The following is a 25,671-nucleotide window of genomic DNA, read 5'->3' as shown; positions in this document are numbered from 1 at the left end:
GTATCGGAACTGTAATGGTCGCAAGTTTAGAGTGTGTGTCATGAACTGGCAAGAATTCACCGCGCTGCTGGTGCTGGCCACGGCGATGAGTTTTTCGCCCGGGCCCAACACCACGCTGTCCACCGCCCTCGCGGCCAATGGCGGCCTGCCGCGTGCCATGCGCTTCGTGGTCGCGGTGCCGATCGGCTGGACCTTGCTGCTGGTGCTGTGCGCCGCCGGCCTCGGCGCGCTGGTGGTTGCGGTGCCGTCGCTGCGCCTGGCCATCAAGGCCGTGGGCATCGGCTACCTGCTGTGGCTGGCCTACAAGCTCAGCGGCAGCGCCACGCTGGGCCGCGCCGACGGCGTCAGGCTCAGCGTCGGCTTCGGCCAGGGCGTGATGCTGCAGTTCGTCAACATCAAGGCCTGGCTGCTGGCGCTCACGCTGGTGGCCGGCTGGATCGCGGGCCAGCCCGACGCGCTCGGCCGCTTCGCCATCGTGGCGCCCGTCATGCTGTTCTATGCCTTCGTCAGCAACTTCACCTATGCGCTGGTCGGCGCGCTGCTGCGCGAATGGCTGGCCAAGGGCGCGCGGCTGCTGTGGTTCAACCGTGCGATGGGCCTGGTGCTGGTGCTCACCGCCTGGTGGATGGTGAGCGTATGAAGCTCGACATCAAGGACGAAACGCTGGGCATGTGGCTCGGCGTTCTCGGGGTGGCCATGTTCGCCATCACGCTGCCGATGACGCGGCTGGCCACCGGCACGCAGGCCGCGCCGCAGCTGTCGCCGTGGTTCGTCACGCTCGGGCGTGCGGCGCTGGCGGGCCTGCTGTCGGCCATCTTCCTGCTGGCCACGCGCTCGCCGCGGCCTGCATCGCACCAGTGGAAGCCGCTGGGCATCGCGGTGCTGGGCAACGTCATCGGCTTTCCGCTGTTGCTGGGCTACGCGCTGCGCGTGGTCACGGCCAGCCATGCGGCGGTGGTGACGGCGCTGCTGCCGCTGGTCACGGCCGCCGTGGCGGCCTGGGTGCTGCACCAGCGCGCGCGGCTGGGTTTCTGGCTCTGCGCCATCGCGGGCAGTCTGCTGGTGGTGGTGTTCTCGGTGCTGCGCGCCAGCCAGAGCGGACACGGTTTCGGCTTCGAATGGGCCGACCTGCTGCTGGTGGGCGCGGTCATCGCCGCGTCCTTCGGCTACATCTACGGCGCGCAGGTCACGCCGTCGCTGGGCGCCGAGCGCGTGATCTGCTGGGTCTGCGTGATGGCGCTGCCCGTCACGCTGCCCGCCACGCTGGCGATGTGGCCAACGCAGCCCATCGCCACGTCGTCCTGGCTGGGCTTCGTCTACGTCGGCATGTTCTCGATGTGGATCGGCTTCTTCGCCTGGTACCGCGGCCTGGCGCTTGGCGGCGCGCTGCGCGTGAGCCAGACGCAGCTGCTGCAGCCCTTCCTTTCGATCCTCGTGTCCATTCCGCTGCTGGGCGAGCCGCTCGACGTGGTGACGCTGGGCTTTGCGATCGCCGTGGTGGGCACGGTGCTCATCGGCAAGAAGCTGTCACAGCCGCAGGCCGCGCCTGCACCCGGCGCATCCACCGCTGCGCCGCGCGCCGGCGTCGTCGGCCAGGGAAGAAGCTGATGTTCAGCCACGTCACCGTCGGCTGCACCGACCTTCCCCGCGCCGCCGCCTTCTACGACGCGCTGCTCGCGCCGCTCGGCCTGAAGCGCCGTGCCGTCACGCCCGACGGCGGCCCCGAGGCGGCCTGCTGGGTCGCGCCGGCGCAGGCGCTGCCGCGTTTCTATGTGTACATCCCGCTGGACGGCGAACCCGCCAGCGTCGGCAACGGCAGCATGGTCGCGTTCAGCGCGTCGGCGCCGCATGCCGTCGATGCCGCCCACGAGGCGGCCCTGCGCCACGGCGGACGCGACGAAGGCGCGCCCGGCCCACGCCCACGCTACGGCCAGGGCTATTACGGCGCCTACCTGCGCGACCCGGACGGCAACAAAATCCATGTTGTGTACCGTGGCGACCTCCCGCCAGACTGAAAAGCCCGGCAAGCCCCGATCCGAATCTTTTTTGAATCTCACCTCACCGACTGAAAGAAGAAAACCATGAACTGGAAACTCGCCGCCCGCGCCGCCAAGATGAACCCCTCGGTGCTGCGTGAAATCCTCAAGGTCACCGAGCGCCCCGGCATCATCAGCCTGGCCGGCGGCCTGCCCTCGCCCAAGACCTTCCCGATCCAGGCCTTCGCCGATGCCTGCGCCGACGTGTTGCACAACGACGGCCAGGCCGCCCTGCAGTACGCCGCCAGCGAAGGCTATGCGCCGCTGCGCCAGGCCGTGGCCGACATGCTGCCGTGGGACGTCGACGCCTCGCAGGTGCTCATCACCACCGGCTCGCAGCAGGGCTTGGACCTCGTGGCCAAGGTGCTCATCGATCCGGGCAGCAAGGTGCTGGTCGAAACGCCCACCTACCTCGGCGCGCTGCAGGCCTTCGGCCCGATGGAGCCGAACCCCGTGGGCGTGGCGAGCGACGACGAAGGCGTGATCGTCGACGACCTCGTGGCCAAGGCCAAGGACGCGCGCTTCGTCTACCTGCTGCCCAACTTCCAGAACCCGACCGGTCGCACCATGACCGAGGAGCGCCGCGCCGCCGTGTCGGCCGCTGCCGCAGCCGCCAACCTGCCGATCGTCGAAGACAACCCGTACGGCGAACTCTGGTTCGACGAAGCCCCGCCGCTGCCGCTGGCCGCGCGCAACCCCGAGGGCGTGATCTACCTGGGTTCGTTCTCGAAGGTACTGGCACCCGGCCTGCGCCTGGGCTTCCTGGTGGCGCCGAAGTCGATCTACCCCAAGCTGCTGCAGGCCAAGCAGGCCGTCGACCTGCACACGCCGATCTTCACGCAGCGCATGGTGTCGGCCGTGATGAAGGACAAGTTCCTCGACCGCCACGTGCCCACCATCCGTGCCCTGTACAAGCGCCAGCGCGACGCGATGATCGCCGCGCTCAAGCGCGAGATGGCCGGCCTGGACGTGAAGTTCAACGCGCCCAAGGGCGGCATGTTCCTGTGGGCGCGCCTGCCCGAGGGCATCGACACCGTGACGCTGCTGCCCAAGGCCGTCGAGCGCAACGTGGCCTTCGTGCCCGGCGCGCCGTTCTACGCGGGCCAGGGCGATCCGCGCACGCTGCGCCTGTCCTTCGTGACGGCCAGCGTCGAAGAGATCGACGTGGCCATCGCCGCGCTGGCGCAGACGCTGCGCGAAGAACTGGCGCTGCTGGGCGGCAAGCAGCTCGCGGCCGCACAGGTTTAGGCGCCCTCCACCGCCCCTGGCCATGACGACCGTCACGGCCAGGGCGGCCCGACAACCGACCCGGACCAGGATCATCCTCATGATCGGACTCGCAACCCTCTCGCTCTTCCTGCTCGCGGTGCTGGCGCTGTTCCTCTCGCCGGGCCCGAACATGGCTTTCGTGATGTCGCATGGCGTGGCCCACGGCCCGCGCGGCGGCTTCGCGGCGGCCGTCGGCATCACGGCCGCCGACCTGGTGCACACGCTGTTCGCCGCCACCGGCGTGACCGCGCTGATCGCCGCATGGCCGCCCTCGTTCGACGTGCTGCGCTATGCGGGCGCGCTGTACCTGGTCTGGCTCGCGGTGCAGGCGCTGCGCAACGGCAATGTCCTTCGCCCTGGGGCGCAGGCACAGTCCGCCGGCTTTGGCCGCATCGTGCGCATGGCGCTGCTGAACAACCTCGTCAATCCGAAGGCGCTGCTGTTCTTCATGGTCTTCCTGCCGCAGTTCGTCGATCCGGCGCGCGGCAGCGTGCCGCTGCAACTGGTGCAGCTCGGCGTGGTGCTGTCGATGGCCGCCTTGGCCTTCAACACGCTGCTCGGCGCCTGTAGCGGCCAGGTCGGCCGCTGGCTGGAACGCCGCCCCGGCGCCGCCAGGCTGCAAAGCAACCTGCTCGCCGTCGTGATGCTCGGGCTGGCCGTGCGCCTGCTCTTCCTCGACCGACCCACGCCCCGCTGAAGGCGAACACCCCATGAACGTTCTGAAGATCGCAGCCTTCTCGGATGGCGAGACGGGCGGCAACCCTGCCGGCGTCGTCATTGGCGATGCATTGCCACCTGAAGCCCGGATGCAGCGCATCGCGGCAGAGGTCGGCTTCTCTGAAACCGCCTTCGCCGCACCCACCGGCGGCGGCTGGCGCGTGCGCTACTTCTCGCCGCAGTCCGAAGTGCCGTTCTGCGGCCACGCCACCATTGCGCTGGGCGCCGCGCTCGCACTGCAACGCGGCGACGGCGTGTTCGCACTGACGCTCAACCAGGCGCAGATCACGGTGGAAGGCCGGCGCGATGGCGATGTGATCGCCGCCGCGCTGCAATCGCCGCCCACGCACAGCGCGCCTGCAACACCCGAACTGGTCTCCGATGCACTCGCCCTGTTCGGCTATGCGCCGGGCGATCTCGATCCCCGCATTCCACCGGCCGTGGCCCATGCCGGCGCGAACCACCTCGTGCTGGCGCTCCGGAGCCGCAAGGCGCTGTCCGCCATGCACTACGCGCTGGAGGCCGGCCGCGCGCTGATGCAGCGCGCGGAGCTGACGACCATCGTGCTGGTCCATGCCGAAAGCGCGCAGCGCTTTCACACGCGCAACCCCTTCGCCTCCGGCGGCGTGTATGAAGACCCGGCCACCGGCGCGGCGACGGCCGCGCTCGCCGGTTACCTGCGCGACATCGCATGGCCCCACGGCGGCGCCATCGACGTGGTGCAGGGCGAAGACATGGGCATGCTGTCGCGCCTGCATGCCGACATTCCGCCCACGCCGGGCAGCTCGATCCGCGTGTCGGGCACGGCGCGCGTCATGACCGCCTGAGCCCCGTCGAACAGAACGAACAAACAAAGAAACAAGCAAAGAAAGAACCTCATCCATGCTCAACATCTGGGGCCGCATCAGCTCGATCAACGTCCGCAAGGTGGTGTGGTGCGCGCAGGAACTCGGGCTCGATTTCCAGCGCACCGAGGCCGGCGGCAAGTTCGGCGTGGTGCAGACGCCTGAGTACCTCGCGCTCAATCCGAACGCGATGGTGCCCACCATCGACGACGGCGAAGGCGCCGGGCACGTGACGCTCTGGGAGTCGAACGTGATCGTGCGCTACCTCTGCGCCCGGCACTCGCACGGCGAGTTCTATCCGGCCGAGCTGCCCGCGCGCTTCGACGCCGAGCGCTGGATGGACTGGCAGCAGACCACGCTGAACCGCGCCAGCCGCGATGCTTTCGTGCAATGGGTGCGCACGCCGCCGTCGGAGCGCCAGCCCGCGCTCATCGATGCCTCGGTGCGCCAGAGCGAAGCGCTGTTCGCCATGCTCGACGCCCACCTCGCGCAACGGCCCTACATGGCCGGCGAGCGCTTCACCATGGCCGACATCCCCGTCGGCTGCGAAGCCCACCGCTGGTTCGGCTTGCCGGCCGCCGAGTACCACCGGCCGAGCTGGCCGAACGTCGAGCGCTGGTACGCCGACCTTCTTTCCCGCCCGGGCGCACGCGGTGTGCTCGACCTTTCTCTTGAATGAACCCGATGAAATCCCGCCCCTTCCAGCAAGTCGACGTCTTCACCGCCACGGCCTACCGAGGCAACCCGCTTGCCGTGGTTGTCGACGGCACCGACCTCGACGATGCCGCGATGCAGCGCTTTGCGCAGTGGACCAACCTGTCCGAAACCACCTTCCTTCTGCCGCCCACGGCACCGACCGCCGACTACCGCGTGCGCATCTTCACGCCCGGCGGCGAGCTGCCCTTTGCCGGCCATCCGACCATCGGCAGCTGCCATGCCTGGCTGCGCGCCGGCGGCAAGCCCAAGGCGGCCGGCCTTGTGGTGCAGGAATGCGGCGCGGGCCTCGTGCCGCTGCGGCGCGAAGGCGAACGGCTGGCCTTTGCCGCACCGCCGCTCAAGCGCAGCGCACCGAGCCCTGCGTTGCTGGCCAAGGTGGCCGGCGCGCTGGGCCTGAAGGCGCAGCAGATCATCGCGGCGCAGGTGCTCGACAACGGCCCGGTCTGGTTCGGCCTGCTGGTCAATGACGCCGACGCGGTGCTGCAGTTGCAGCCCGACCACCGCACGCTCCGCGAACTGGGCGTGAAGGCCGGCGTGGCCGGCGTGCCCACGGCGCTCGACACCTCGCCGCTGATCGGCCGCTCGAACCGCGAGGCGCGCGCCTTCGGCAACCGCCGTGCCGCCGAGTACAACGACGGCGCGAAGATCGACCTCGAAGTGCGCGCCTTCGCCGAGCCGGTCGGCGTGCAGGAAGACCCGGTCACCGGCAGCCTCAACGCCAGCCTGGCCGAATGGCTGATCGCCGACGGCCACATGCCCGAGCGCTACCTGGCCGCGCAAGGCCAGTGCCTGGGCCGCGCCGGCCGCGTGTACATCGAGCGCGACGCCGAAGGAAAGATCTGGGTCGGCGGCGATGCCGTGACCTGCATCGACGGCACCGTCACGCTGTAGCCCGCACCGCGCCATGCACGCCCGCATCGACCACCTCGTGATCGCCGCCGCCTCGCTCGCCGAAGGCGTGGCGTGGTGCGAAGCCACGCTCGGCGTCGTGCCGGGGCCGGGCGGCTCGCATCCGCTGATGGGCACGCACAACCGGCTGCTGAACATCGCAAGCGACGCCTTTCCGGCCACCTACATGGAGATCATCGCGATCGAGCCCGGCAAGCGGCCCTCGCGCCCGGGCACGCGCCGCTGGTTCGATCTCGACGATGGCGCGCTGCAAGCGGGCCTGGCACAACGCGGCCCGCGCCTGATCCACTTCGTCGCGCGCGTGCCCGATGCGCATGCCGCGCTGCACGCGCTCGCGCACGACGAACACGCACACATCGACCGCGGCCCCTTGCTCGAAGCCTCGCGCGACACGCCGGCCGGCCGGCTCGAATGGCAGATCAGCGTGCGCGACGACGGCCAGCGGCTCTTCTACGGCGCGCTGCCCACGCTGATCCAGTGGGGTCCGGTGCACCCGACCGACACGCTGCCAGACGTGGGCCTTGCGATGCGCGCGCTGCGTGCCGCGCATCCGCGCGCGGCCGACCTCTCGGCGGCGCTGTCGACCATCGGCATGACCGACATGGCGGTCACCGCCGGCCCGCCCAACCTCGTGGCCGTGCTCGACACGCCGCGCGGCCCCGTCACCCTCGAATCCCAAGGACTCTGACCATGTTGAGCCTCACAGAAATCGCCTGGTTCGCCCTCGCCTCGCTGCTGCTCGCGCTCACGCCGGGGCCCAACATGATCTATTGCGTTTCGCGCACGCTGATCCAGGGCCGCCGCGCCGGCTTGATCTCGCTGGGTGGCGTGCTGATGGCTTTCCTGGTCCATCTGCTCGCGGCGGCGCTCGGCCTCACTGCGTTGCTGCTGGCGGTGCCGATCGCGTTCGACGCCATCCGCCTTGCCGGCGCGGCCTACCTGCTGTGGCTCGCGTGGCAGGCCGTCAAGCCCGGCGGCAATGCGCCCTTCGAGGCCCGCGTGCTGCCGGCCGATCCGCCGGCCAAGCTGTTCCGCATGGGCTTTCTCACGAACCTGCTGAACCCGAAGGTGGCGATGTTCTACCTCTCGTTCTTTCCGCAGTTCATCCACCCCGAGCGCGGCTCGGTGCTGCTGCAGAGCCTGCAGTTGGGCATCGCGCAGATGACCACCAGCGCGGCGGTCAACACGGTGATGATCGTCGGCGCTGCCAGCATCACCGCCGTGCTGTCGCAAAGCGCGGGCTGGCTGCGCGCGCAACGCTACGTGATGGGCAGCGTGCTGGCCGCACTGGCCGTGCGCGTGGCGCTGACCGAACGCAAGTAACTCCCCCGACCAAGGATGCCCGTGAGATTCACCCGTGAAGAGATCGAAGCCGCGCAGCGCACCGTGCACGCGGCCATGCCACCCACGCCGCAATACGCATGGCCGCTGCTCGCGCAGCGCCTGGGCGCCAAGGTCTGGGCCAAGCACGAGAACCACACGCCGGCCGGCGCCTTCAAGATCCGCGGCGGCCTGACCTACTTCGAGACCGTCGCGCGCGAGCAGCCCCAGGTGCGCCACGTGATCAGCGCCACGCGCGGCAACCACGGCCAGTCGGTCGGCTTCGCGGCGCGGCGCCACGGGCTGGCCGCCACCATCGTGGTGCCGCATGGCAACTCGCTCGAAAAGAATGCCGCGATGCGCGCGCTGGGCGTCACGCTGGTCGAGCATGGCGACGACTTCCAGGCCGCCGCCGAACACGCGGCCGTGCTGGCCGAGCGCGATGCTTTGCACCGCGTGCCTTCGTTCCACCGCGAGCTGGTGCGGGGCGTGTCGACCGCGTACGTGGAGTTCTTCAGCGCGCTGCAAGACACGCCGCCCGACGTGCTCTTCGTGCCCATCGGCCTGGGCTCCGGCTTTGCCGCCGCGGCCGCCGCGCGCGCGCATTGCGGCGCAAAGACAAAGCTCATCGGCGTGGTGTCCGCGCATGCCACGGCGTACCGCGATTCCTTCCGTGCGCGCAAGCCCGTCGAATCGCCGGTGACGACGCGGCTGGCCGACGGCATGGCGTGCCGCACGCCGGTGCCCGAATCGGTCGAGGTGATCCTGCGCGAAGCGGACGACGTCATCACCGTCACCGACGACGAGATCGCCGAATCCATGCGCATCCTCTTCAGCGACACGCACAACGTGGCTGAAGGTGCGGGTGCTGCTGCGTTGGCTGCTGCGCTTCAGCAGCAGGAGCGTTGGCGCGGCAAGACGGTGGGCATCAGCGTGAGCGGCGGCAATGTCGATTCGGACATGTTCGCCGGCGTGCTGGGCCGCAGCGCGTCTTAAAGCATCGACTCGGGAATCACCAGCGACTGCAGATAGAGCTTGGCGCGCGTCGCCAGGTCCGCGCCGGGCTCTTCGTCGGTCTCCTTCACCGGCGGGTCGCTGTCCACGCGCCACCACTCCAGCGCGCTGTCGCTGCCCGGCTTGAGCCGGACCTGGAAGGCCGCGTGCTGCATCAGTTCGCCGAAGAAGGCGTGCGCCTCTTCGGCCAGCGCGGGGCAATCGATGCGCAGGCCGAACTCGGTGTTCAGCGCGTCCGAGCGCGGGTCCATGTTGACCGAGCCAAGTAAGAGAGTCTTGCGGTCGATCACCAGCGCCTTGGTGTGCAGCCGCACCTGCGCGCCCGCGCCGATGTTGCCGACGAACAGCGCCCGACTCGCGTTCGGATGGATCTCGTAGATCTGCATGCCGTCCTGCAGCAGGCGGGCGCGATAACGGCGGTAGCCGGTGTGGACCACCGGCTCGTCGGTGGCCGCCAGCGAATTGGTGATGAGCGTCTGCCGGATGCCCCGCGCCGCGTTGCGCCGCATGCCCTCGAGCGCCGCCGCGCCCGGCACGAAGTACGGCGACGACGTGAGAATTTCGGATTGCGCCTGCTGCGCCGCCTCGCCCAGCAGCCGGCGGCTGGTGTCGATGAGCGCACCACTGGGCAGGCGCCGCGTCTCCATCTGGCCCCAGGCCTTGGCCGGCGAATCGGCGAAAGCCTGTGCCGTGCCGAAGGCGAGCTTCACACGGCCCGCCTTCAGTTCGTCGCCCAGGGTGACGCGGCCCGACGGATCGGCCGTGCGAAACGGAACCGGTTCGGGCGTGTCGGGGCCATCCACCCTCGCGTCGAAATCGCGGCGAGCTGCACCGGGGTCGGCCGGCGCGCGCAACACCGACGCCGCGGTGCGCACCTGCGGCGCGTTCCAGTATTCGTCGAAGAGGCTTCCCATCTGCGGCAGCACCGCGCCCGCCACAAGCACGTCGTAGTCGAAGAAGTTGTCGTCGGCATCGCGCATGAAGTACACGTCGCCGAGGTTGCGCCCACCGGCCACGGCCAGCACGCCGTCCGCCACGAACAGCTTGTTGTGCATGCGGCGATTGACGCGCGCGAAGTCGAACAGCGCAAGGCCGAAGCGGGTGGCCGTGGCACCGCGCGTGGGAAAGGGATTGAAGATGCGCACTTCCACGTTCGGGTAGGCGCCCAGCCCTTCGAGCAGGGCGTCGATGTCTTCCGTGTAGAGGTCGTCCACGAGCAGCCGCACGCGCACGCCGCGCTGGGCCGCGTTGCGCAACTCCCGCAGCACCAGCCGGCCGGTCGCATCGTTGTGCAGGTGGTAGTACTGCAGGTCGAGCGAGCGTTGCGCGCCGCGCAGCAGCACGAGGCGCGTGTCCATGCTGGCCAGGCCCAGCATCAGCCGAAAGCCGCTGGCGCCGGCGTCGGCCCCCTCCATCGACGCGGTGGCGATCCGGTCGAGCGGCGTGGCCGGGCCCTGCACGGGCAACGAGGTGCTGGCGGTGCGTGGCCCTTCGTCCGGCAGCGTCGCGCACCCGGTAAGCCACAGGACGCCGCACGCCGCAATGGCCAGCAGGAGCTTGCGCGTCAGCGTGGCAATCAAGGCAGCGGCAGTGTTGGGCATGGCAAGTTGGTGGCGCGTGGCAACGCCGCCATTCAAGCACGCACCGGCAAGCCCGGCAGCAGCTTGTCGAGCGTGATCGGGTAGTTCCGCACGCGCACGCCGGTCGCGTTGTAGATCGCATTCGCCACCACCGCGCCCGAGCCGCAGGTGCCCAGCTCGCCGATGCCCTTCGACTTGATCGGGCTCGCAAGGTCGTCGGCGTCTTGCAGGTACACGGCGTCGATGTCCGGAATGTCGGCGTGCACCGGCACCAGGTACTCGGCCATGTCGTGGTTGACGAAGTAGCCGTGGTGCACGTCGACCACCGCCTCTTCGGTCAGCGCCGCGCCCACGCCGAACACCATGCCGCCGATGGCCTGGCTGCGCGCGGTCTTCATGTTGAGGATGCGCCCCGCCGCGAACACGCCGAGCATGCGGCGCACGCGCGTCTCGCCGGTGTCGATGTCCACGCCCACCTCGCAGAAATGGGCGCCGAACGCGGCCTGCGCATAGCGGCGGTGCAGGTCGCCGGGCTCGATGTTGCCAAGCACGCTGAGGCCCTCCGCGCCAGCCAGTTCGCCGAGCCCGTGCGAGCGGCGCCCCAGGGCGATGCGGCCACGCTCGAAGCGCGCCTTCTGTGCATCGAAGCCGGCGCGCTGCGCGAGCAGGCGACACAGTTGCTGGCAGCCATCGAACACCGAGGCACCGGCGCTCGACGCGCCCACCGAAGCGATCGACCCCGCGCCCATGGGAAGCGCCGTGTCGCCCAGCCGCACGCCGATGCGGTCCATCGGAATGCCGGTCATCTCGGCCGCGATCTGCGCCAGCACGGTGTAGGTGCCGGTGCCGATGTCGGTCATCGAGGTTTCGATCAGCAGCCGGCCCTGCGCATCGAGGTTCAGCTTTGCGCTCGACGGCCGCACCGTGTGGTGATGGATGGCGCTGGCCACGCCCATGCCGACCAGCCAGCGGCCATCGCGCATCTGCGCGGGCACGGGGTTTCTGTTGGCCCAGCCGAAGCGCCGCGCGCCTTCGCGCAGGCACTCGACCAGCTTGCGCCCCGAGTACGGGCGCGACGGACCGCGCTCAGGGTCGTGTGGGCTGTCGTTGAGGATGCGCAGTTGCACCGGGTCGATGCGCAGCTTTTCCGCGAGTTCGTCGAGCGCCACCTCGAAGGCCAGCTGGCCGCTGGCGGTGGCCGGCGCGCGCATGGCGGCGGCTTCGGGCAGGTCGAGCGCGGCCACGCGGTGCGCCGTCATGCGGTTCGGGGCGGCATAGAGCAGGCGCGTCTGGCGCGATGCGCCCTCGTAGTAGCTGCGGCCTGGCAGGTTGCTGGTCCAGGTCTCGTGGCCGATGGCGGTGAGCCGGCCGTCGGGCGTGGCGCCGAGCCGCACGCGCTGGATGGTCGCAGCGCGGCGTGTCGTGTGGTTGAGCAATTGCTCGCGCGCCAGCGCCGTCTTCACCGGCCTTCGCAACTCGCGCGCGGCGAAGGCGGAGAGCACCGCATCGGCATGCGTGCGCAGCTTGGAGCCGAAGCCGCCGCCGACGAAGGCCGAGACCACGCGCACCTGTTCGGCCGGCACGTCGAGCATCGCCGCCACGTCGCCCGCGGCCCAGTTCGGCATCTGGTGCGAGGTGTAGAGCGTGAGCCGGTCGCCGTCCCAGCGCGCGGTGGTGGCCTGCGGTTCCATCATCGCGGGATGCTGGTCGGGCGTGGTGTAGGTCGCATCGAGCGTGACGGGCGCCGTGTCGAACGCGCCCTGGAAATCGCCCACCGCCGTGTCGGCCGCGCTCTCGCTGCCGGCGCTGGGGTCGTCGCCGGGCTTGGGGGCTGTGGCCTGCGCGGCCACGAGGTCGAAGCGACCCGCGCCGCGTTCGTAGTCGATGCGGATCAGGAACGCGGCCGCGCGCGCCTGCTCGAAGGTCTGCGCCACCACGAAGGCCACCGCCTGGCCGTGCTGCTGCACCTCCGGCCCTGAGAGCTGCGACACCACGTTGGCGCGCCCCTTTGGTGCCATGCGCGGCACGTTGGCGTAGGTGTAGACCAGCAGCACGCCCGGCGCGCGCTGCGCTTCGGCCGTGTCGATGCGCGCAATGCGGCCCTTGCCGATGCCCGCGAGCACGATCCAGCCGTAAGCGGCATCGGGCACTTCGTCGTGATACTCGTAGCTGTAGCGGGCCTTGCCGCTGACCTTGAGCGGCCCGTCGATGCGGTCCAGCGGGCGGCCCAGCACGCGCTCGCGGTCCAGGGCGCTCGGCCCGGCGGCTTCGGTGAATTGCATGGTGCCTGCTCTTTTCTTCAGATGGTTTCTGCGATCGCCTGCGCCAGCGTGGCATGCAGGGTGCGGCGCAATAACGGGATCTTGAAATCGTTGTGCCCGTGGCCGCGCGCGTCGTCGATCAGCACGTCGGCAACGGCGTCGCGTGCCCGCGTGCCGCCATCGGTGCCGATCAGCCGCCGTTCGGCTTCCTCGTTGCGCCACGGCTTCGCGGCCAGGCCGCCGAAGGCCAGCCGCACGCCTGTGACCATGCGCCCGTCGCGCACCACCACGGCCGCGACCGAGACCAGCGCGAAGGCGTACGACGCGCGGTCGCGCACCTTGCGGTAGCGCTGCGTGCCGCCGAGCGGCGCGGGCAGGGTCACGCCGGTGATCAGCTCATCGGGCGCCAGCACGGTCTCGATCTCGGGCGTGTCGCCGGGCAGACGATGCAGCTCGGCGATGGGAATGCGGCGCGCGGCGCCGCTGGCCGACACGGTCTCGACCTGCGCATCGAGCGCGCGCAGCGCCACTGCCATGTCGGACGAGTGCACCGCGATGCATTGCGCGCTCGCACCGAGGATCGCGTGGATGCGGTTGAAGCCCGCCATCGCCGCGCAACCGCTGCCGGGCGTGCGCTTGTTGCAGGGCTTGGTCGTGTCGTAGAAGTAGAAGCAGCGCGTGCGCTGCAGCAGGTTGCCTGCGGTGGTCGCCTTGTTGCGCAGCTGCGCACTGGCGCCGGACAGCAAGGCGCGCGACAGCAGCGGATGCTCGCGCCGCACGCGGGGGTCGGCCGCAAGGTCGCTGTTGCGCACCAGCGCGCCGATCTTCAGGCCACCGTCGGGCAGCGCCTCGATGCGGTCGAGCCCCAGCCGGTTGACGTCGATCAGGTGCGTGGGCCGCTCGATGTCGAGCTTCATCAGGTCCAGCAGGTTGGTACCGCCCGCGATGAAGCGCGCGCCCGGATGCTGCTGCATCGACAGCGCGGCGGCAGCCGGTGTCGGCGCGCGCTCGAAGGTGAAGGCCCTCATGCCACCGCCCCCTCCGACACTTCGCGGATGGCCGCGACGATGTTCGGATAACCCGCGCAGCGACAGATGTTGCCGCTCATGCGCTCGCGCACTTCCTCGTCGCTGAAGACCACGGGCCCCGCGAGATCGTGCGTGACATGGCTGGGCATGCCGCCGCGCATCTCGCCCAGCATGCCGACCGCCGAGCAGATCTGGCCCGGCGTGCAGTAGCCGCACTGGTAGCCGTCGTGCTTGACGAAGGCGGCCTGCATCGGGTGCAGCTTCTTCGGCTCGCCCAGGCCTTCGATGGTCGTCACCTCGTCGCCCTCGTGCAGCACCGCCAGCGTGAGGCAGCTGTTGATGCGCCGCCCGTTGACCAGCACCGTGCAGGCACCGCACTGGCCGTGGTCACAGCCTTTCTTGGAACCCGTGAGGTGCAGTTGCTCGCGCAGCAGGTCGAGCAGCGTGACCCTCGGGTCGATGGACAGGGTATGCGGCTGGCCGTTGATGCGCAGCGTGACATCGGCCAGCGGCAGGTCTGCAGTTGCGGCCGTCGCGGGCGCGTGCCCCGCAGCCTGCTGTGCCTGCCCCGCATGCGGCAGCGTGGCGGCGGCCACGCCGGCCGCGCTGGTGATCAGCACGGTGCGGCGCGTGCAGCCGTCCTTCTGTTGTTCGGCATCCATCGTGGGTTCCTTGGGCGCCGGGGCGTCAGAAGCGGCTGGCCGGGGCCTCGCCGATTGCGGAGCGCACCGGCGGCATCGTGGAGACGACGACGCTGTTCACACGCGAGCCGCTGGTCACGTTCTGGTCGGGCGCATGGGCCGCCGCCACTGCGACCTGCCGCATGGCCTCGCGCGAGATGGTGGAGGTGAAGGGATCGGCTCCGCGCGAGCCATGCGTCACGTTCTGGTCGGGGGCATGCGCCGCCGCAACCGCCTGGGCCGCCACGTCGTCGCGCGCAAGCAGGCCGGGGCCTTGGTGCACGCCGTCGTAGCTTTCTGCATGGGCCGCTGCGGCCAGGGTGAGGATGGCCACGAGGCCGAGGGTCTTTCGCATGTGAACTCCTTGAAGGGAACCGGAAGGGCACCTTGCGGCGCGGCCGTTGTCGCGGCTGGAGTCACTGTAGGAAGGCCGCTTTATGCGACCTTTAAGCGAGAGTTACCTGGGCATTAAGCCGACGCGCGGCCCGCCCCGGCATCGCGCAGATGCACGCGCGCCTGCAGCCCGGCCAGCCGGCCCTGCGCGTCATGCCGGTTGGCCAGCTCGATGCGCAGTCCGTTGCGCTGCGCGGCCATGCGGGCGATGGCAAGGCCCAGGCCGCTGCCTTCGGCCACGGTGCCCGGCACGCGAAAGAAACGGTCGAAGGCGCGATCGATCAGCGCGGGCGGAATGCCCGGCCCGTTGTCCACCACGTCGACCACCGGTTGCCCTTCCACCTCGTGCAGCCGCACATCGACCACACCGCCTTCGGGCGAATGGCGCAACGCGTTGTCGATCAGGTTGTCGAAGATGCTGCGCAACTCGGCCGGTGGCGCGGTCACCGTTGCGCTGGTGCTGCCTTCGAAGCCGATGTCGATGCGGCGCCGGTCGGCAATGACCATCAGCTGCGCCACGCTGTCGCGCAGCACCGCGGCCACGTCGAGTGGCACGGGCGCCTCGGGCTCGGTGCTGCCCTCTTGCCGCGACAAGCGCAGCAACTGCTCGATCAGGTGCTGGGCACGCGTCACGCCGCCCTTCAGGTGCACGTAGTGTTCGGCGACGCCTTCGGCCGGCACTTCGGCGCGCATGTTGTCCAGCTGCAGGCCGATGGCGGCGATGGGCGTGCGCAGCTCGTGCGCGGCGTCCTGCACGAAGCGGCGCTGCACGGCGAAGGCCTGGCGCAGCCGCCCCAACAGGCTGTTGAAGGCCTCCACCAGCGGCGCGATTTCATCGGGCACGCGCGACACCGACAGCTCCGACAGGCTGCGCTCGTCCTGCGCCGCCACGTCGAGCGCCACGCTGCGCAGCTTGCGCGACGACGCCCACACCACCAGCCACAGCGCCGCCAGCGACAAGGGCAGCAGCAGCGCGATGGGCGCGGTCGACGACAGCGCGCGCTTGGCCACCATGCGGCGCACGAAGCCGCCGTTCTGGATCACCTGCACCTGGAAGCGGCCCGCCTCAGACACCGGCGCAGTGGAATAGATGCGCCAAACGCCGTCGTCGCCGGGGCCCATGCGTACGGTGGTCAGCCCTTCCGATGGCTGGCGGCCCACGGCCAGCGCAGGCCACGAGCTGACCAGCAGTTCGCCCTGCCCGTTCCATATCTGGATGACGAAGGCGCCGCGCTCGAAGATGCTGCGCTCGTCGGCCGGCCGCAGCGCGGGCACGACCACGTTGCTGGCGTAGGAGTCGGCCAGCATCTGCATCTGGTCGTCCTTGAAGGTGACGATGAGCCTGTCGTAGCTGGCGTAGGTGAACCAGGCCACGCCCACGGCCGCCAGCAGGTGCACCAGCACCAGCCACATCAGCAGCCTGTTGCGCAGCGAACCCGGCGAGTACCAGGGCCGGCCGCGCGTTGCGCGCATGTTCATGAATCCACCACGCGCCAGCCCAGGCCGCGCACATTGCGGATGGTGTCGGCGCCGAGCTTGCGCCGCATGTTGTGGATGATCACGTCGACCGCGTTGCTCATCACTTCCTCGCCCCATCCGTAGATGCGGTTCTCCAACTGTTCGCGCGAGAGGATGGCGCCCGGGCGCTCGAGCATGGCGTGCATCAGCGCGAACTCGCGGGCCGAGAGCGTTTCGCGCGTGCCCCGGTAGAGCACCTCGCGCGTGGTGAGGTCGAGCTGCACGCTGCCACTGCCGATGATGGAGTTGGACGCCCCATGGCGCCGCCGCACCACCGCGCGCATGCGCGCCAGCAGTTCGGGCAGCTCGAAGGGCTTGAGCAGATAGTCGTCGGCGCCGAGGTCGAGCCCTTCCACGCGCTGGCCAAGGCCGTCGCGCGCGGTAAGGATCAGGATCGGCGTGTCGTTCTTCAGGCCGCGCGCCTGGCGCAGCACCTCGATGCCGTCCATACCGGGCAGGCCCAGGTCGAGCAGCACGCAGGTGTAGTCGCCATCGGCCAGCGCGCTGCGCGCGAGCAGGCCGTCGCGCACCCAGTCGACCGCCCAGCCCGATCGCTCGAGGCCGCGGACCAGGCTCTTCCCGATCATTTCGTCGTCTTCGACAAGCAGCACGCGCACGCCGGCTCCCGTGGGTTGATTGGTGGATGCGCCGGGAAGTTAGCGCAGAACCGTTAGGTCAACGTTAACGCTGCACGGTCATCGAGGCGAGCCCTTGCTGTGCCGTGCCTTGTCGTGCTGTGCCGCGTCGGGTCAGGGCAGCGGGCCGGTGTTGGCCGTATCGAGCGGCAGGCGCGACACCTCGGCCAGCAACAACGCCAGCTGCTGCGCGGCGGCATCGATCACCGCCTGGCCGCTCGCTGCCGTTGCCGCAGCCGCATTGCCTGCCGCGCCGTGCGCGTTGTAGTCCTCCATCGCCCAGCCGAGCTTGGCGCTCTTGCCATTGCCGAGGATCGCGTAGTTGGCCGCGCGCTGCTCCGACGTCGAGCGGAAGTCTTGCGCCTCGCCCATGCGCACCAGTTGCGGCGTCAGCGCCAGCATCATCGAGGTCTCGATCTCACCCGCGTGCACACCGAAGCGATGCTCTTGCGCACTGAACTGCGCGCCCGCATCGCCCAGCGGCAGGTTGAACCAGCTCACGCTGTAGACGATGAGCCCATGCGTGGCGCGCAGCTCGCGCGCCACGATGTCCATCGCGCCCACGTGGCCGCCGTGCGCATTGAAGAGCACCAGCTTCTTCACACCGGCGCGCGCCACGCCCGCGCCGATTTCGTTCCACATGCGGATCAGCGTTTCGGCCGACAGCGTGAGCGTGCCCGCGAAGCGCGCGTGCTCGGGACTCAGGCCGATCTGCTGCGTCGGCAGGAACAGCACCGGCAACGCGGCCGGCAACAGCGGCAGCGACGCGGCCACGATGCCGTCGGCCAGCACCGTGTCCACACCCAGCGGCAGGTGCGGGCCGTGCTGCTCGGTCGCGCCCAATGGCAGCACCGCGACGGTGGCCGACGCATCGAGCGCGGCGAAATCGCGCGTGGTGAGTTGGGACCAGAAGCGGGGCAAAGGGGCTGCAGGAACGTTCATCGCGCGATCTTAGGCCGGACACCTATCCGCATAACGAGGCGTTGTCCGACATGGCTTGCTGACAGCGACGGAAATATCGCCAAACACTTCACAGTTATAACGATTTCAGAGCACTTTGGTTTGCGATTATTAACAATCGTGAATAAAGTCGTTCGCAAAGTCATCTTTCAGAACCGCCCGCTCTGATCTTTTCCAGAGGGGTGGTTCGGCTTCCATCGCGGCAGCTTGCCGCAGGAAGGCCTCGGTCAAAGGGAGCAGTGTGTTCATCCAGAAAAAACCTGGAGGCACGGTCACGACTGGGCGCAATTCGGCGCCCTGCCGTTCGTTGTCTCAACACCTCGCATCGGCTGCGCGGGGATTTCCATCGATAGTTTGCGTACTGGCCTTTGGCGCATCGCCGGCATTGGCCCAGTCACTTGCCGCGACCCCACCTGCCGCCGATCGCAGCACGGTCGCTTACGGCCCGCAGGCGCACGACGCGCTGATCCTTGCGCGCCGTGCCGGACGCGTCACGCCAGCGCAGGCATTGCAGCAGTTGAAAGACTGGCTGGCAGCGCCGCTGGGCGACGCCGACCGGCAACGCGTGGCGTCCGACGCCATCGCGATCGCCACCGGTGACAGCCAATTCGCAGAAGCCGCGGCCCTGGGCCGTCAACAATCGCCGGCCAGGCTGCGCGACTACGCACTCGGTCCGCTCGCGCTGGCCGCCCGGCGCACGCACGACACCGCGCTGCAGGGCGACACCATCGCCGTCTGGCGCGCACGGCAACCGGCGGCACGCGAGCCGCGCCTGCACGAAGCCTTCTGGCGGCTCGACAGCGGCGACGTCGCAGGCGCGAAGGCGATCTGCGACGCGCTCTCACGTGAGCCCGCCCGACAGGTCGAAGACCGCGTCGCGCTGCTCGAACTGCGCGCGGCCGTGAACCGCGCCGAGGGCAAGCCGCTGCAGGCACTGGCGGCCTACACCGAGGCCGGCGCGCTGCGCCCCGAGCGCCGCGACCTGCGCCGCGAAACCGACTTCCTGCTCGCCGACAACGGCGCGGCATCGACTGCCTTCGACGGCGCCGAGGCAGCCGAGCGCGCGAACCCCGGCAGCTTCTCCGCGCTGGCTTTGTCCACGCTGCAGCAGAAGGCGCTGGCGCAACGGCTGCACTGGGCCATCGAGGAACGCGACCAGCGCCTGGGCCCGGCCCGCGTGGTCGCACTCGACCGCGTGCTGGCAGACCAGGACGTCGCACTGGCCCGGCTCGACGCCGCCGCGCTGCAAGCCGGCGTCACTGGTGCGGACGCCGACACCGATGCATGGCGCGCCCTGCGCGTGCGCCTGCAGTCCGACCGCATGCTCGCGCTGGTCGAACGCGGCCGCCCCGCCGACGCCATCGCGCTGTACGACACATTGCGCGCCGCCGGTACCGACCTGCCGTTCTACGGCCTCGGCGCCGCGGCCCGCGCCTTCGCGCAGGAACGCCGCTCGGTCGAGGCCGTGCCGCTGTACGAAGCGGCCGTCATCAAGGGCGGCGCCGATCTGCCGATGCCCGACGACATCCACTTCGGCCTGGTCTACGCCTACCAGGACACCGGCCGCTTCGAGGAAGCCGAAGCGCTGCTCAAGCAGATCGAAAACGGCACGCCTGCCCTGCTGCGCCTCACGCCCGAAGCCGGCCGCCCCAACGGCCAGTACACCGACGTGAGCGGCATGCGCGCGCTGATGCAGCTGTACACCGACCGGCCCGCGCTCGCACAGCAGCGCTTTGCCACGCTGACGCAGGAAGCACCGCTCAACGCCGGCTACGCCTACGGCGCGGGCCTGACCGAGCGGCTGCGCGAGCACCCTGAGGCCGCGCTCGCGCGCTTCGAGGCACAGGCGGCCGACCAGCCCTACGACACCAGCGCGCGCGTCGGCCATGTCGAGGCCTTGCTCGACGCAGGCTGGTACGGCAACGCCCGCCAGCGCGCCGAATCGCTCGTGGCCGATGCGGCCGACAGCGCCGAGGTGCGCGACATGGAGCGCAAGCGGCGCGCCGTCGTCGGCCCGCGGCTCGACGTGGATGCCGAAGCCTCCAGCGGCGGCGCGGCCATCGCCAGCCACGAATGGCGCATCGACAGCCGGCTCAGCTCGGGCCTCATCAACGACGAATGGCGCGTGATCTACGACCAGACGCTGGGCCGCGGCAACACCGACATCGGCAACGCGAACTGGGCACGCGGCGGCATCGGCCTCAATTGGCAACGCGGCCCCTGGCTGGCCGAAGGCGCGCTGCAGCACGCCAATGCCGGCCCCTACCGCAACAGCGTGGCCGGCCGGCTGGACTATCGCGTGAGCGACGCATGGCGCCTGTCCGCCACCTACGACGGCGACAGCAAGGAGCTGCCGTGGAAGGCGCGTGTGGCCGGCATCGGCGCACGCGAGACCGCCGCCAGCGTGGGCTACGTGGTGAACGAATCGCGCCGCTTCGACCTGCAATGGCAGCGCCTGGACTTCAGCGACGGCAACGTGCGCGACGGCCTGGGCCTGGGCTGGCGCGAACGCTGGATCAGCACGCCGCGCTTTCAGCTCGAGACCCGGCTCGAAGCCGATACCGGCCGCGGCCGGGCGATGGACACGCCCTACTTCAACCCCTCGCGCGACGGCAGCGTGCAGCTCACCGCGCGTGCGCAATGGCTCAACTGGAAGAGCGACGACCGCCAGTTCTTCCAGGCCGTCGAACTCGCCGGCGGCAGCTACCACCAGGCCGGCTTCGGCAGCGGTCCGATGTGGACCCTGCGCTACGAACACCGCTGGAACCTCGGCCCGAAGCTCACGCTGCGCTACGGCCTGAGCATTTCCAGCCACCCCTACGACGGCGTGCGCGAACGACAGCGCGGCGTCTTCCTGAACCTCTCGATGCCCCTGCCGTGATGCCAACGAAGAACCCATCCACCTTCCTGCGCGTGGCCATGCTGTGGCTGCTGCTGGCGTTCGCCCTCGGCGCCCTGCCCCGCCTCGCCCTGGCCCAGCCGCTTCCGCCGGCCGATCCCGACGACGGCGTGAGCTTTCGCGTGCTCTCCTTTCACGACGTGCGCACCGGCGTGCGCGCCAGCTTCGAGACCTCGCCCGACGAGACCGCCATCGACGACCGCTCGCTGATCGAAGTGTTCGCATGGCTGCAGCAGAGCGGCTACCACCCGGTGAGCCTGCAGCAGATCGTGGACGCGCGCGCCGGCGGCAAGCCGCTGCCCGCCCAGCCGGTGCTGCTGACCTTCGACGACGGCTACCGCAGCGCCTACACCAAGGTGTTTCCGCTGCTCAAGCGCTACAACTACCCGGCGCTGTTCGCGCTGGTGACGAGCTGGCTCGACGTGCCCGAAGGCCAGATGGTGCATTGGGGCGACAAGCCCGCGCCGCGCGAAAACTTCCTGCTCTGGAGCGAAGCCGCCGAGATGGCGCGCTCGGGCCTGGTCGAACTCGCGAGCCACAGCGACGCCATGCACACCGGCATCCAGGCCAACCCGCAGGGCAACATGCTGCCGTCCGCGGCCACGCACCGCTACGACCCCAGGACCGGCCGCTACGAAGACGACGATGCCTACCTGCGCCGTGTCGAAACCGACCTGCGCCGCAGCCGCGAGATCATCGAGGCGCGCACCGGCGCCAAGGTGCGCGCCACCGTCTGGCCCTACGGTGCCTACAACGCGATGGCGCTAAAGGCCTCGGAGCGCGCGGGCATGCCGATCACCTTCACGCTGGACGACGGATCGAACACGCCGGCCGTGCCGCTCACGCGCATCCGCCGCGCACTGGCCGCCTACGACAACACCGCGCCCGAATACGCCCAACTGTTGCGCAGCCCGGTGGGCGGCGAAGTGCGGCCGGTCAACCGCGTGATGCACGTGGACCTGGACTACGTGTACGACCCCGACCCGGCCCAGCAGGAGCGCAACCTCTCGGCGCTGATCGACCGCGTGGCCGCCGTGCGCCCGCGCTCGGTGTTCCTGCAGGCCTATGCCGACCCCGACGGCGACGGCGTGGCCGACGCGCTGTACTTTCCCAACCGCCACCTGCCGATGCGCGCCGACCTGTTCAGCCGCGCGGCCTGGCAACTGCGCAGCCGCACGGGCGTGAAGGTCTACGCCTGGATGCCGGTGACGGCCTTCCGGCTGCCCGCATCGAACCCGCTGGCCACGCACACGGTGACCACGCAGGGCGGCAAGATGCCGGCCGACCGCTACCACCGGCTCACGCCCTTCGACCCCGAAGTGCGCAAGCTGGTCGGCGACATCTACGAAGACCTGGGCCGCCAGGCTTTCTTCGAGGGCCTGCTGTTCCACGACGACGCGATGCTGTCCGACGACGAAGACGCCAGCCCCGCCGCGCTCGCCACCTATGCGAAGTGGGACCTGCCGCCCGACGTGGCCGCCATCCGCGCCAACCCGGAACTGATGGCGCGCTGGACCACCGCCAAGACCCGCTACCTGATCGAGTTCACGCAGGAGCTGATGGCGCGCGTGGGCGTGTGGCGGCCCAACCTGGAGACCGCGCGCAACCTCTATGCGCGGCCGGTGCTCGAGCCCGAGGCCGAGCAGTGGTTCGCGCAGAACTACGAAGCCTCGCTCGCGGCCTACGACTACGTGGGCCTGATGGCCATGCCGCGCATGGAAGGCGAAGCCCGCAGCGCGGCCGCGAGCGACGCCTGGCTCACGCGGCTGGCGCGCCGCGCCGCCGACACGCCGCGCGGCCTGGACGGCACCGTGTTCGAGCTGCAGGCGCGCGACTGGCGCACCGGCAAGCCCGTGGCCGACGACGAACTGACGCGCCAGTGGACGCTGCTGCAGCGCGCCGGCGTGCGCCACCTGGGCTACTACCCCGACGACTTCCTGAACAACCAGCCTTCGCTGGACGTGGTGCGCCGCGCGATCTCGGTGCGCACCCTGCTGCCGCGCGCGCTGCGCTCGCCCGCTGCAGCCGCCGCGGAGACACCGCCGCAAACGGCACCGGCAACCGCACCGGTGCAACCCGTGCAGGGAGAGCGACGGCCATGACCACCAGCCACTTCCTCCTTCAGACGCTGCCCTCGCTGCTCTTCGGCTTCGTCTTCTACTACCCCTTCTTCATGGCCTATGTGTGGATGGCCGGTGGCCTGTCGCACGCGATGGTGTTCGAGCGCAAGCGCGACGTCGACGTGGATCCGCTCGAGCTGCTGCCCGTCCGCCCACTGGTCACCGTGGTGGTGCCGTGCTTCAACGAAGTGCCGCACCTGCGCGAAGTGATCGAGCAGCTGATGCGCACGCGCTATCCGAACTACGAAGTGATCGCCGTCAACGACGGCAGCACCGACGGCACCGGCGAGCTGCTGGACGAGATGACGAAGGAATACAGCCGCCTGCGCGTCATTCACAACGCCAGCAACCAGGGCAAGGCCGTCGGCCTCAACACCGCCTGCCAGCTCGCGCGTGGCGAATACATCCTGGGCATCGACGGCGACGCACTGGTCGACGCCGACGCCATCGCCTGGATGCTGCAGCCGATGCTGGCTTCGGAGCGCATCGGCGCGGTCACCGGCAACCCGCGCATCCGCACCCGCACCACACTGCTGGGGCGCATGCAGGTGGGCGAGTTCTCTTCGATCATCGGCCTCATCAAGCGCTCGCAGCAGCTGGTGGGCACGCTGTTCACGGTGTCGGGCGTGCTGGCGATGTTCCGCCGCCGCGCCGTGATCGAGGTCGGCTTCTGGAGCCCCGACGTGCTCACCGAAGACATCGACATGAGCTGGAAGCTGCAGCTCTCTGGCTGGCAGCTGCGCTTCGAGCCGCGCGCGCTGTGCTGGATTTTGATGCCCGAGACCTTGCGCGGTCTCTGGAAGCAGCGCCTGCGCTGGGCCATCGGCGGCATCCAGACCATGCTGCGCTACACGCCGCGCATCCTGCGGCCGCGCAACTGGCGCATGTGGCTGATCTATGCCGAGTACATGACCAGCGTGGTGTGGGCCTATGCCATGGCGCTGGTGCTGGCCATCAGCGTGGTACGGCCCTTTCTGCCGACCGATTCGCCGTGGCACTCGGCGCTGCTGCCGCACTGGCAGGGCACCTTGCTGGCCATGACCTGCATCCTGCAGATGCTGCTGAGCCTGTGGATCGATCGCCGCTACGACCGCGACCTGATGCGCTATTTCGCCGGAACGATCTGGTACCCGATCGCTTTCTGGACGCTCACGATGGCGACCACCGTCATCGCCCTTCCCAAAGCCCTGATACGCCGACGCGGCAAGCGCGCGGTGTGGACGAGCCCCGACAGAGGAATCTCCGATGCCCCACCATGAGTCCCACGCCCATTCCCTGCCACCCGAGACGCACGCCGACATGAGTCCGCCCACGCGGCAGCGCTCCTGGGGCCAGCCCGCAGGGGAAGAACCGATCATCGACGCCGCGCGCATTCCGCTGCGCGCCTTCGGCAACGGCCGCTCGCCGCAGCGCACGCTGGCCATGTACCTGTGGCTGCGCGTGCTGCGCCCGGCAGTCACCATCGCGATCTGGTTCTGCGCCATCTGGTACGCATGGCCCTACGTGCTGGGCGCGCGCTCGCAGCCCGAAGTGCTGCATCTGCTGGGCCTGTACGCGGTGGTGATCGGCGCGATCCTCGTGTCGATGCTGGTCATCGCGCCGTGGCGCCGACGCCAGCAGAAACGCGAAGCGCCGCCGGACCAGGAACAGTCGTCGCTGTTCGCGCTGGCTTCCTACATCGAGGTGCCGCCGGCACGCCTGTCGACCTGGCAGCGCACGCGTCAGCTGCTGGTGCACCACGACCACGACGGCCAGTTGCGCGACGCCACCGACACCACGCCCGGCGCGCTGGAGCCCGAACCCCCGCGGCGCGCGGCGGGGCAGCGCTGACACGGCGCTGCGGCGCTCTCCAATTCCTTCCGATTCTTTCCAGTCCTTGAGCGAATGTGTGCGTCCGGCCGCGGGCGTGCAGGGGCTTCGCGGCCATGTTGCAATCGCCGCCCAACCCCACCCACCAAGGACACTTTCATGGATCTCCAGCTTCAGGACCAGCACGTACTCATCACCGGCGGCAGCAAGGGCATCGGTCTGTCCTGCGCGCTGGGCTTCCTGCGCGAAGGCGCACGCGTGAGCCTCGTGTCGCGCGATCTGCAGAACCTGCAGCAGGGATTGCAGACGCTGGTCGAGGCCTTCCCACAGGCCGAAGGCCGCGTGTCGCTGCATGCCGCCGACCTGAAGGACCCGGCCAGCGCCGTGGCCGCGCTCGATGCGGCCGAGAAGGCATTCGGCGCGGTCGACGTGCTCGTCAACTCGGCCGGCGCCGCGCGCCTCACCCTGCCCGATGACCTGGCGCCCGCCGTCTGGCACGACGCGATGGACGCCAAGTACTTCACCTACATCCACATGATCGACCCGGTGGTCAAGCGCATGGGCCAGCGCGGGCGCGGCGCCATCGTCAACGTGATCGGCCATGGCGGCAAGGTCGCAAGCCCGGTCCACATGGCCGGCGGCGCGGCCAATGCGGCGCTCATGCTGGTAAGCGCCGGCATGGCCGCGGCCTATGCGGCCAAGGGCGTGCGCGTGAATGCGGTGAACCCCGGCGTCACGCTGACCGAACGGCTGCAGGAAAGCGTGAAGGCCGATGCGAAGCTCAAGGGCATCGGCGCCGACGTAGCGTTGGAACACATCACCGCGCGCCTGCCGCTGGGCCGCATCGCAACGCCGGAAGAAGTCGCCAACACGGTGCTGTTTCTGGCGTCGGCGAAGGCCAGCTATGTGACGGGCGCGATCGTGGCGATGGATGGGGCTGTCACGCCGATGATCTGATCCG

24 protein-coding genes are annotated in these 25,671 nt (G+C 69.8%); 16 read left to right on the top strand and 8 right to left on the bottom strand.

What is annotated here, in order from left to right:
- Positions 1-40: 40 nt before the first annotated feature.
- The 11 genes from BLQ28_RS22060 (at position 41) to BLQ28_RS22010 (ending at position 8,809) form a co-directional block, all read left to right on the top strand.
- On the top strand, positions 41-640 hold the full coding sequence (locus tag BLQ28_RS22060) for a LysE family translocator (protein WP_093244027.1): 600 nt from the start codon (positions 41-43) through the stop codon (positions 638-640).
- A complete protein-coding gene (locus BLQ28_RS22055) occupies positions 637-1,608 on the top strand; it encodes a DMT family transporter (protein ID WP_093244023.1) in 972 nt (323 codons plus the stop codon). Before BLQ28_RS22060 ends, BLQ28_RS22055 begins: the two co-directional genes overlap by 4 nt.
- The gene (locus tag BLQ28_RS22050; protein WP_093244020.1) at positions 1,608-2,015 is read left to right on the top strand and encodes a VOC family protein; all 408 of its coding nucleotides are present in this window, start codon (positions 1,608-1,610) and stop codon (positions 2,013-2,015) included. Before BLQ28_RS22055 ends, BLQ28_RS22050 begins: the two co-directional genes overlap by 1 nt.
- A gap of 66 nt (positions 2,016-2,081) precedes the next feature.
- Entirely contained in the window at positions 2,082-3,284 is a 1,203-nt protein-coding gene (locus BLQ28_RS22045; protein WP_093244017.1) for an aminotransferase-like domain-containing protein, read from the top strand.
- Between the two features lie 79 nt (positions 3,285-3,363).
- The gene (locus tag BLQ28_RS22040) at positions 3,364-4,002 is read left to right on the top strand and encodes a LysE family translocator (RefSeq protein WP_093244014.1); all 639 of its coding nucleotides are present in this window, start codon (positions 3,364-3,366) and stop codon (positions 4,000-4,002) included.
- 13 nt (positions 4,003-4,015) lie between these two features.
- Positions 4,016-4,849: a PhzF family phenazine biosynthesis protein gene (locus tag BLQ28_RS22035; RefSeq protein ID WP_093244011.1), complete on the top strand. Its 834-nt coding sequence runs from the start codon at positions 4,016-4,018 to the stop codon at positions 4,847-4,849.
- Between the two features lie 55 nt (positions 4,850-4,904).
- Positions 4,905-5,546 (top strand): glutathione S-transferase family protein, encoded by a 642-nt coding sequence (locus tag BLQ28_RS22030; protein ID WP_093244008.1) that lies wholly within the window; start codon positions 4,905-4,907, stop codon positions 5,544-5,546.
- A gap of 5 nt (positions 5,547-5,551) precedes the next feature.
- The gene (locus BLQ28_RS22025; RefSeq protein ID WP_176801194.1) at positions 5,552-6,475 is read left to right on the top strand and encodes a PhzF family phenazine biosynthesis protein; all 924 of its coding nucleotides are present in this window, start codon (positions 5,552-5,554) and stop codon (positions 6,473-6,475) included.
- 13 nt (positions 6,476-6,488) lie between these two features.
- Positions 6,489-7,181, top strand: coding sequence for a VOC family protein (locus tag BLQ28_RS22020; protein WP_093244002.1), 693 nt, complete (start codon positions 6,489-6,491; stop codon positions 7,179-7,181).
- A gap of 2 nt (positions 7,182-7,183) precedes the next feature.
- Positions 7,184-7,816, top strand: coding sequence for a LysE family translocator (locus BLQ28_RS22015; RefSeq protein ID WP_093244000.1), 633 nt, complete (start codon positions 7,184-7,186; stop codon positions 7,814-7,816).
- A gap of 21 nt (positions 7,817-7,837) precedes the next feature.
- Entirely contained in the window at positions 7,838-8,809 is a 972-nt protein-coding gene (locus BLQ28_RS22010; RefSeq protein ID WP_093245498.1) for a threonine dehydratase, read from the top strand.
- Here BLQ28_RS22010 and BLQ28_RS22005 read toward each other — a convergent pair.
- From BLQ28_RS22005 to BLQ28_RS21970, 8 genes are all read right to left on the bottom strand, one after another.
- A complete protein-coding gene (locus BLQ28_RS22005) occupies positions 8,806-10,428 on the bottom strand; it encodes a phospholipase D-like domain-containing protein (protein WP_093243997.1) in 1,623 nt (540 codons plus the stop codon). The two genes, BLQ28_RS22010 and BLQ28_RS22005, sit on opposite strands and share 4 nt — an antisense overlap.
- Before the next feature lie 32 nt (positions 10,429-10,460).
- Positions 10,461-12,689 (bottom strand): xanthine dehydrogenase family protein molybdopterin-binding subunit, encoded by a 2,229-nt coding sequence (locus BLQ28_RS22000; protein ID WP_093243994.1) that lies wholly within the window; start codon positions 12,687-12,689, stop codon positions 10,461-10,463.
- Positions 12,690-12,706: 17 nt separating this feature from the next.
- Complete coding sequence (locus tag BLQ28_RS21995) at positions 12,707-13,696, bottom strand: FAD binding domain-containing protein (RefSeq protein ID WP_093243992.1); 990 nt, start codon at positions 13,694-13,696, stop codon at positions 12,707-12,709.
- Positions 13,693-14,358: an aldehyde dehydrogenase iron-sulfur subunit PaoA gene (gene paoA, locus BLQ28_RS21990; protein ID WP_093243989.1), complete on the bottom strand. Its 666-nt coding sequence runs from the start codon at positions 14,356-14,358 to the stop codon at positions 13,693-13,695. Before paoA ends, BLQ28_RS21995 begins: the two co-directional genes overlap by 4 nt.
- 25 nt (positions 14,359-14,383) lie before the next feature.
- A complete protein-coding gene (locus BLQ28_RS21985; RefSeq protein WP_093243986.1) occupies positions 14,384-14,731 on the bottom strand; it encodes a hypothetical protein in 348 nt (115 codons plus the stop codon).
- 113 nt (positions 14,732-14,844) lie between these two features.
- On the bottom strand, positions 14,845-16,248 hold the full coding sequence (locus tag BLQ28_RS21980) for a sensor histidine kinase (RefSeq protein ID WP_256327413.1): 1,404 nt from the start codon (positions 16,246-16,248) through the stop codon (positions 14,845-14,847).
- On the bottom strand, positions 16,245-16,904 hold the full coding sequence (locus BLQ28_RS21975; RefSeq protein WP_093243980.1) for a response regulator: 660 nt from the start codon (positions 16,902-16,904) through the stop codon (positions 16,245-16,247). The genes BLQ28_RS21980 and BLQ28_RS21975 overlap by 4 nt, the downstream gene beginning before the upstream one ends.
- Positions 16,905-17,036: 132 nt before the next feature.
- Complete coding sequence (locus BLQ28_RS21970) at positions 17,037-17,864, bottom strand: creatininase family protein (RefSeq protein WP_093243976.1); 828 nt, start codon at positions 17,862-17,864, stop codon at positions 17,037-17,039.
- A gap of 403 nt (positions 17,865-18,267) precedes the next feature.
- On the opposite strand from BLQ28_RS21970, the gene pgaA reads away from it, so the two are divergent.
- The 5 genes from pgaA to BLQ28_RS21945 all read left to right on the top strand — a co-directional run bounded on the left by pgaA (position 18,268) and on the right by BLQ28_RS21945 (position 25,667).
- Entirely contained in the window at positions 18,268-20,763 is a 2,496-nt protein-coding gene (gene pgaA / locus BLQ28_RS21965) for a poly-beta-1,6 N-acetyl-D-glucosamine export porin PgaA (protein ID WP_176801193.1), read from the top strand.
- Positions 20,763-22,883, top strand: coding sequence for a poly-beta-1,6-N-acetyl-D-glucosamine N-deacetylase PgaB (gene pgaB / locus BLQ28_RS21960; protein WP_176801192.1), 2,121 nt, complete (start codon positions 20,763-20,765; stop codon positions 22,881-22,883). Before pgaA ends, pgaB begins: the two co-directional genes overlap by 1 nt.
- Positions 22,880-24,160 (top strand): poly-beta-1,6-N-acetyl-D-glucosamine synthase, encoded by a 1,281-nt coding sequence (gene pgaC / locus BLQ28_RS21955; RefSeq protein ID WP_093243965.1) that lies wholly within the window; start codon positions 22,880-22,882, stop codon positions 24,158-24,160. Before pgaB ends, pgaC begins: the two co-directional genes overlap by 4 nt.
- On the top strand, positions 24,147-24,731 hold the full coding sequence (pgaD, locus tag BLQ28_RS21950) for a poly-beta-1,6-N-acetyl-D-glucosamine biosynthesis protein PgaD (RefSeq protein WP_093243962.1): 585 nt from the start codon (positions 24,147-24,149) through the stop codon (positions 24,729-24,731). Before pgaC ends, pgaD begins: the two co-directional genes overlap by 14 nt.
- A gap of 138 nt (positions 24,732-24,869) precedes the next feature.
- Positions 24,870-25,667: an SDR family oxidoreductase gene (locus tag BLQ28_RS21945; protein ID WP_093243960.1), complete on the top strand. Its 798-nt coding sequence runs from the start codon at positions 24,870-24,872 to the stop codon at positions 25,665-25,667.
- Positions 25,668-25,671 lie beyond the last annotated feature (4 nt).

Origin of the sequence: Variovorax sp. EL159, assembly GCF_900100965.1 — a bacterium.
Lineage (GTDB): Bacteria > Pseudomonadota > Gammaproteobacteria > Burkholderiales > Burkholderiaceae_C > Variovorax.
This window is presented reverse-complemented; position numbering and strand designations above follow the sequence as displayed.

Coding starts and splice junctions, on each gene's coding strand:
- BLQ28_RS22060 (WP_093244027.1), top strand. CDS start 41: ATGAACTGGCAAGAATTCACCGCGCTGCTGGTGCTGGCCACGGCGATG.
- BLQ28_RS22055 (WP_093244023.1), top strand. CDS start 637: ATGAAGCTCGACATCAAGGACGAAACGCTGGGCATGTGGCTCGGCGTT.
- BLQ28_RS22050 (WP_093244020.1), top strand. CDS start 1,608: ATGTTCAGCCACGTCACCGTCGGCTGCACCGACCTTCCCCGCGCCGCC.
- BLQ28_RS22045 (WP_093244017.1), top strand. CDS start 2,082: ATGAACTGGAAACTCGCCGCCCGCGCCGCCAAGATGAACCCCTCGGTG.
- BLQ28_RS22040 (WP_093244014.1), top strand. CDS start 3,364: ATGATCGGACTCGCAACCCTCTCGCTCTTCCTGCTCGCGGTGCTGGCG.
- BLQ28_RS22035 (WP_093244011.1), top strand. CDS start 4,016: ATGAACGTTCTGAAGATCGCAGCCTTCTCGGATGGCGAGACGGGCGGC.
- BLQ28_RS22030 (WP_093244008.1), top strand. CDS start 4,905: ATGCTCAACATCTGGGGCCGCATCAGCTCGATCAACGTCCGCAAGGTG.
- BLQ28_RS22025 (WP_176801194.1), top strand. CDS start 5,552: ATGAAATCCCGCCCCTTCCAGCAAGTCGACGTCTTCACCGCCACGGCC.
- BLQ28_RS22020 (WP_093244002.1), top strand. CDS start 6,489: ATGCACGCCCGCATCGACCACCTCGTGATCGCCGCCGCCTCGCTCGCC.
- BLQ28_RS22015 (WP_093244000.1), top strand. CDS start 7,184: ATGTTGAGCCTCACAGAAATCGCCTGGTTCGCCCTCGCCTCGCTGCTG.
- BLQ28_RS22005 (WP_093243997.1), bottom strand. CDS start 10,428: ATGCCCAACACTGCCGCTGCCTTGATTGCCACGCTGACGCGCAAGCTC.
- BLQ28_RS22000 (WP_093243994.1), bottom strand. CDS start 12,689: ATGCAATTCACCGAAGCCGCCGGGCCGAGCGCCCTGGACCGCGAGCGC.
- BLQ28_RS21995 (WP_093243992.1), bottom strand. CDS start 13,696: ATGAGGGCCTTCACCTTCGAGCGCGCGCCGACACCGGCTGCCGCCGCG.
- paoA (WP_093243989.1), bottom strand. CDS start 14,358: ATGGATGCCGAACAACAGAAGGACGGCTGCACGCGCCGCACCGTGCTG.
- BLQ28_RS21985 (WP_093243986.1), bottom strand. CDS start 14,731: ATGCGAAAGACCCTCGGCCTCGTGGCCATCCTCACCCTGGCCGCAGCG.
- BLQ28_RS21980 (WP_256327413.1), bottom strand. CDS start 16,248: ATGAACATGCGCGCAACGCGCGGCCGGCCCTGGTACTCGCCGGGTTCG.
- BLQ28_RS21970 (WP_093243976.1), bottom strand. CDS start 17,864: ATGAACGTTCCTGCAGCCCCTTTGCCCCGCTTCTGGTCCCAACTCACC.
- pgaB (WP_176801192.1), top strand. CDS start 20,763: ATGCCAACGAAGAACCCATCCACCTTCCTGCGCGTGGCCATGCTGTGG.
- pgaC (WP_093243965.1), top strand. CDS start 22,880: ATGACCACCAGCCACTTCCTCCTTCAGACGCTGCCCTCGCTGCTCTTC.
- pgaD (WP_093243962.1), top strand. CDS start 24,147: ATGCCCCACCATGAGTCCCACGCCCATTCCCTGCCACCCGAGACGCAC.
- BLQ28_RS21945 (WP_093243960.1), top strand. CDS start 24,870: ATGGATCTCCAGCTTCAGGACCAGCACGTACTCATCACCGGCGGCAGC.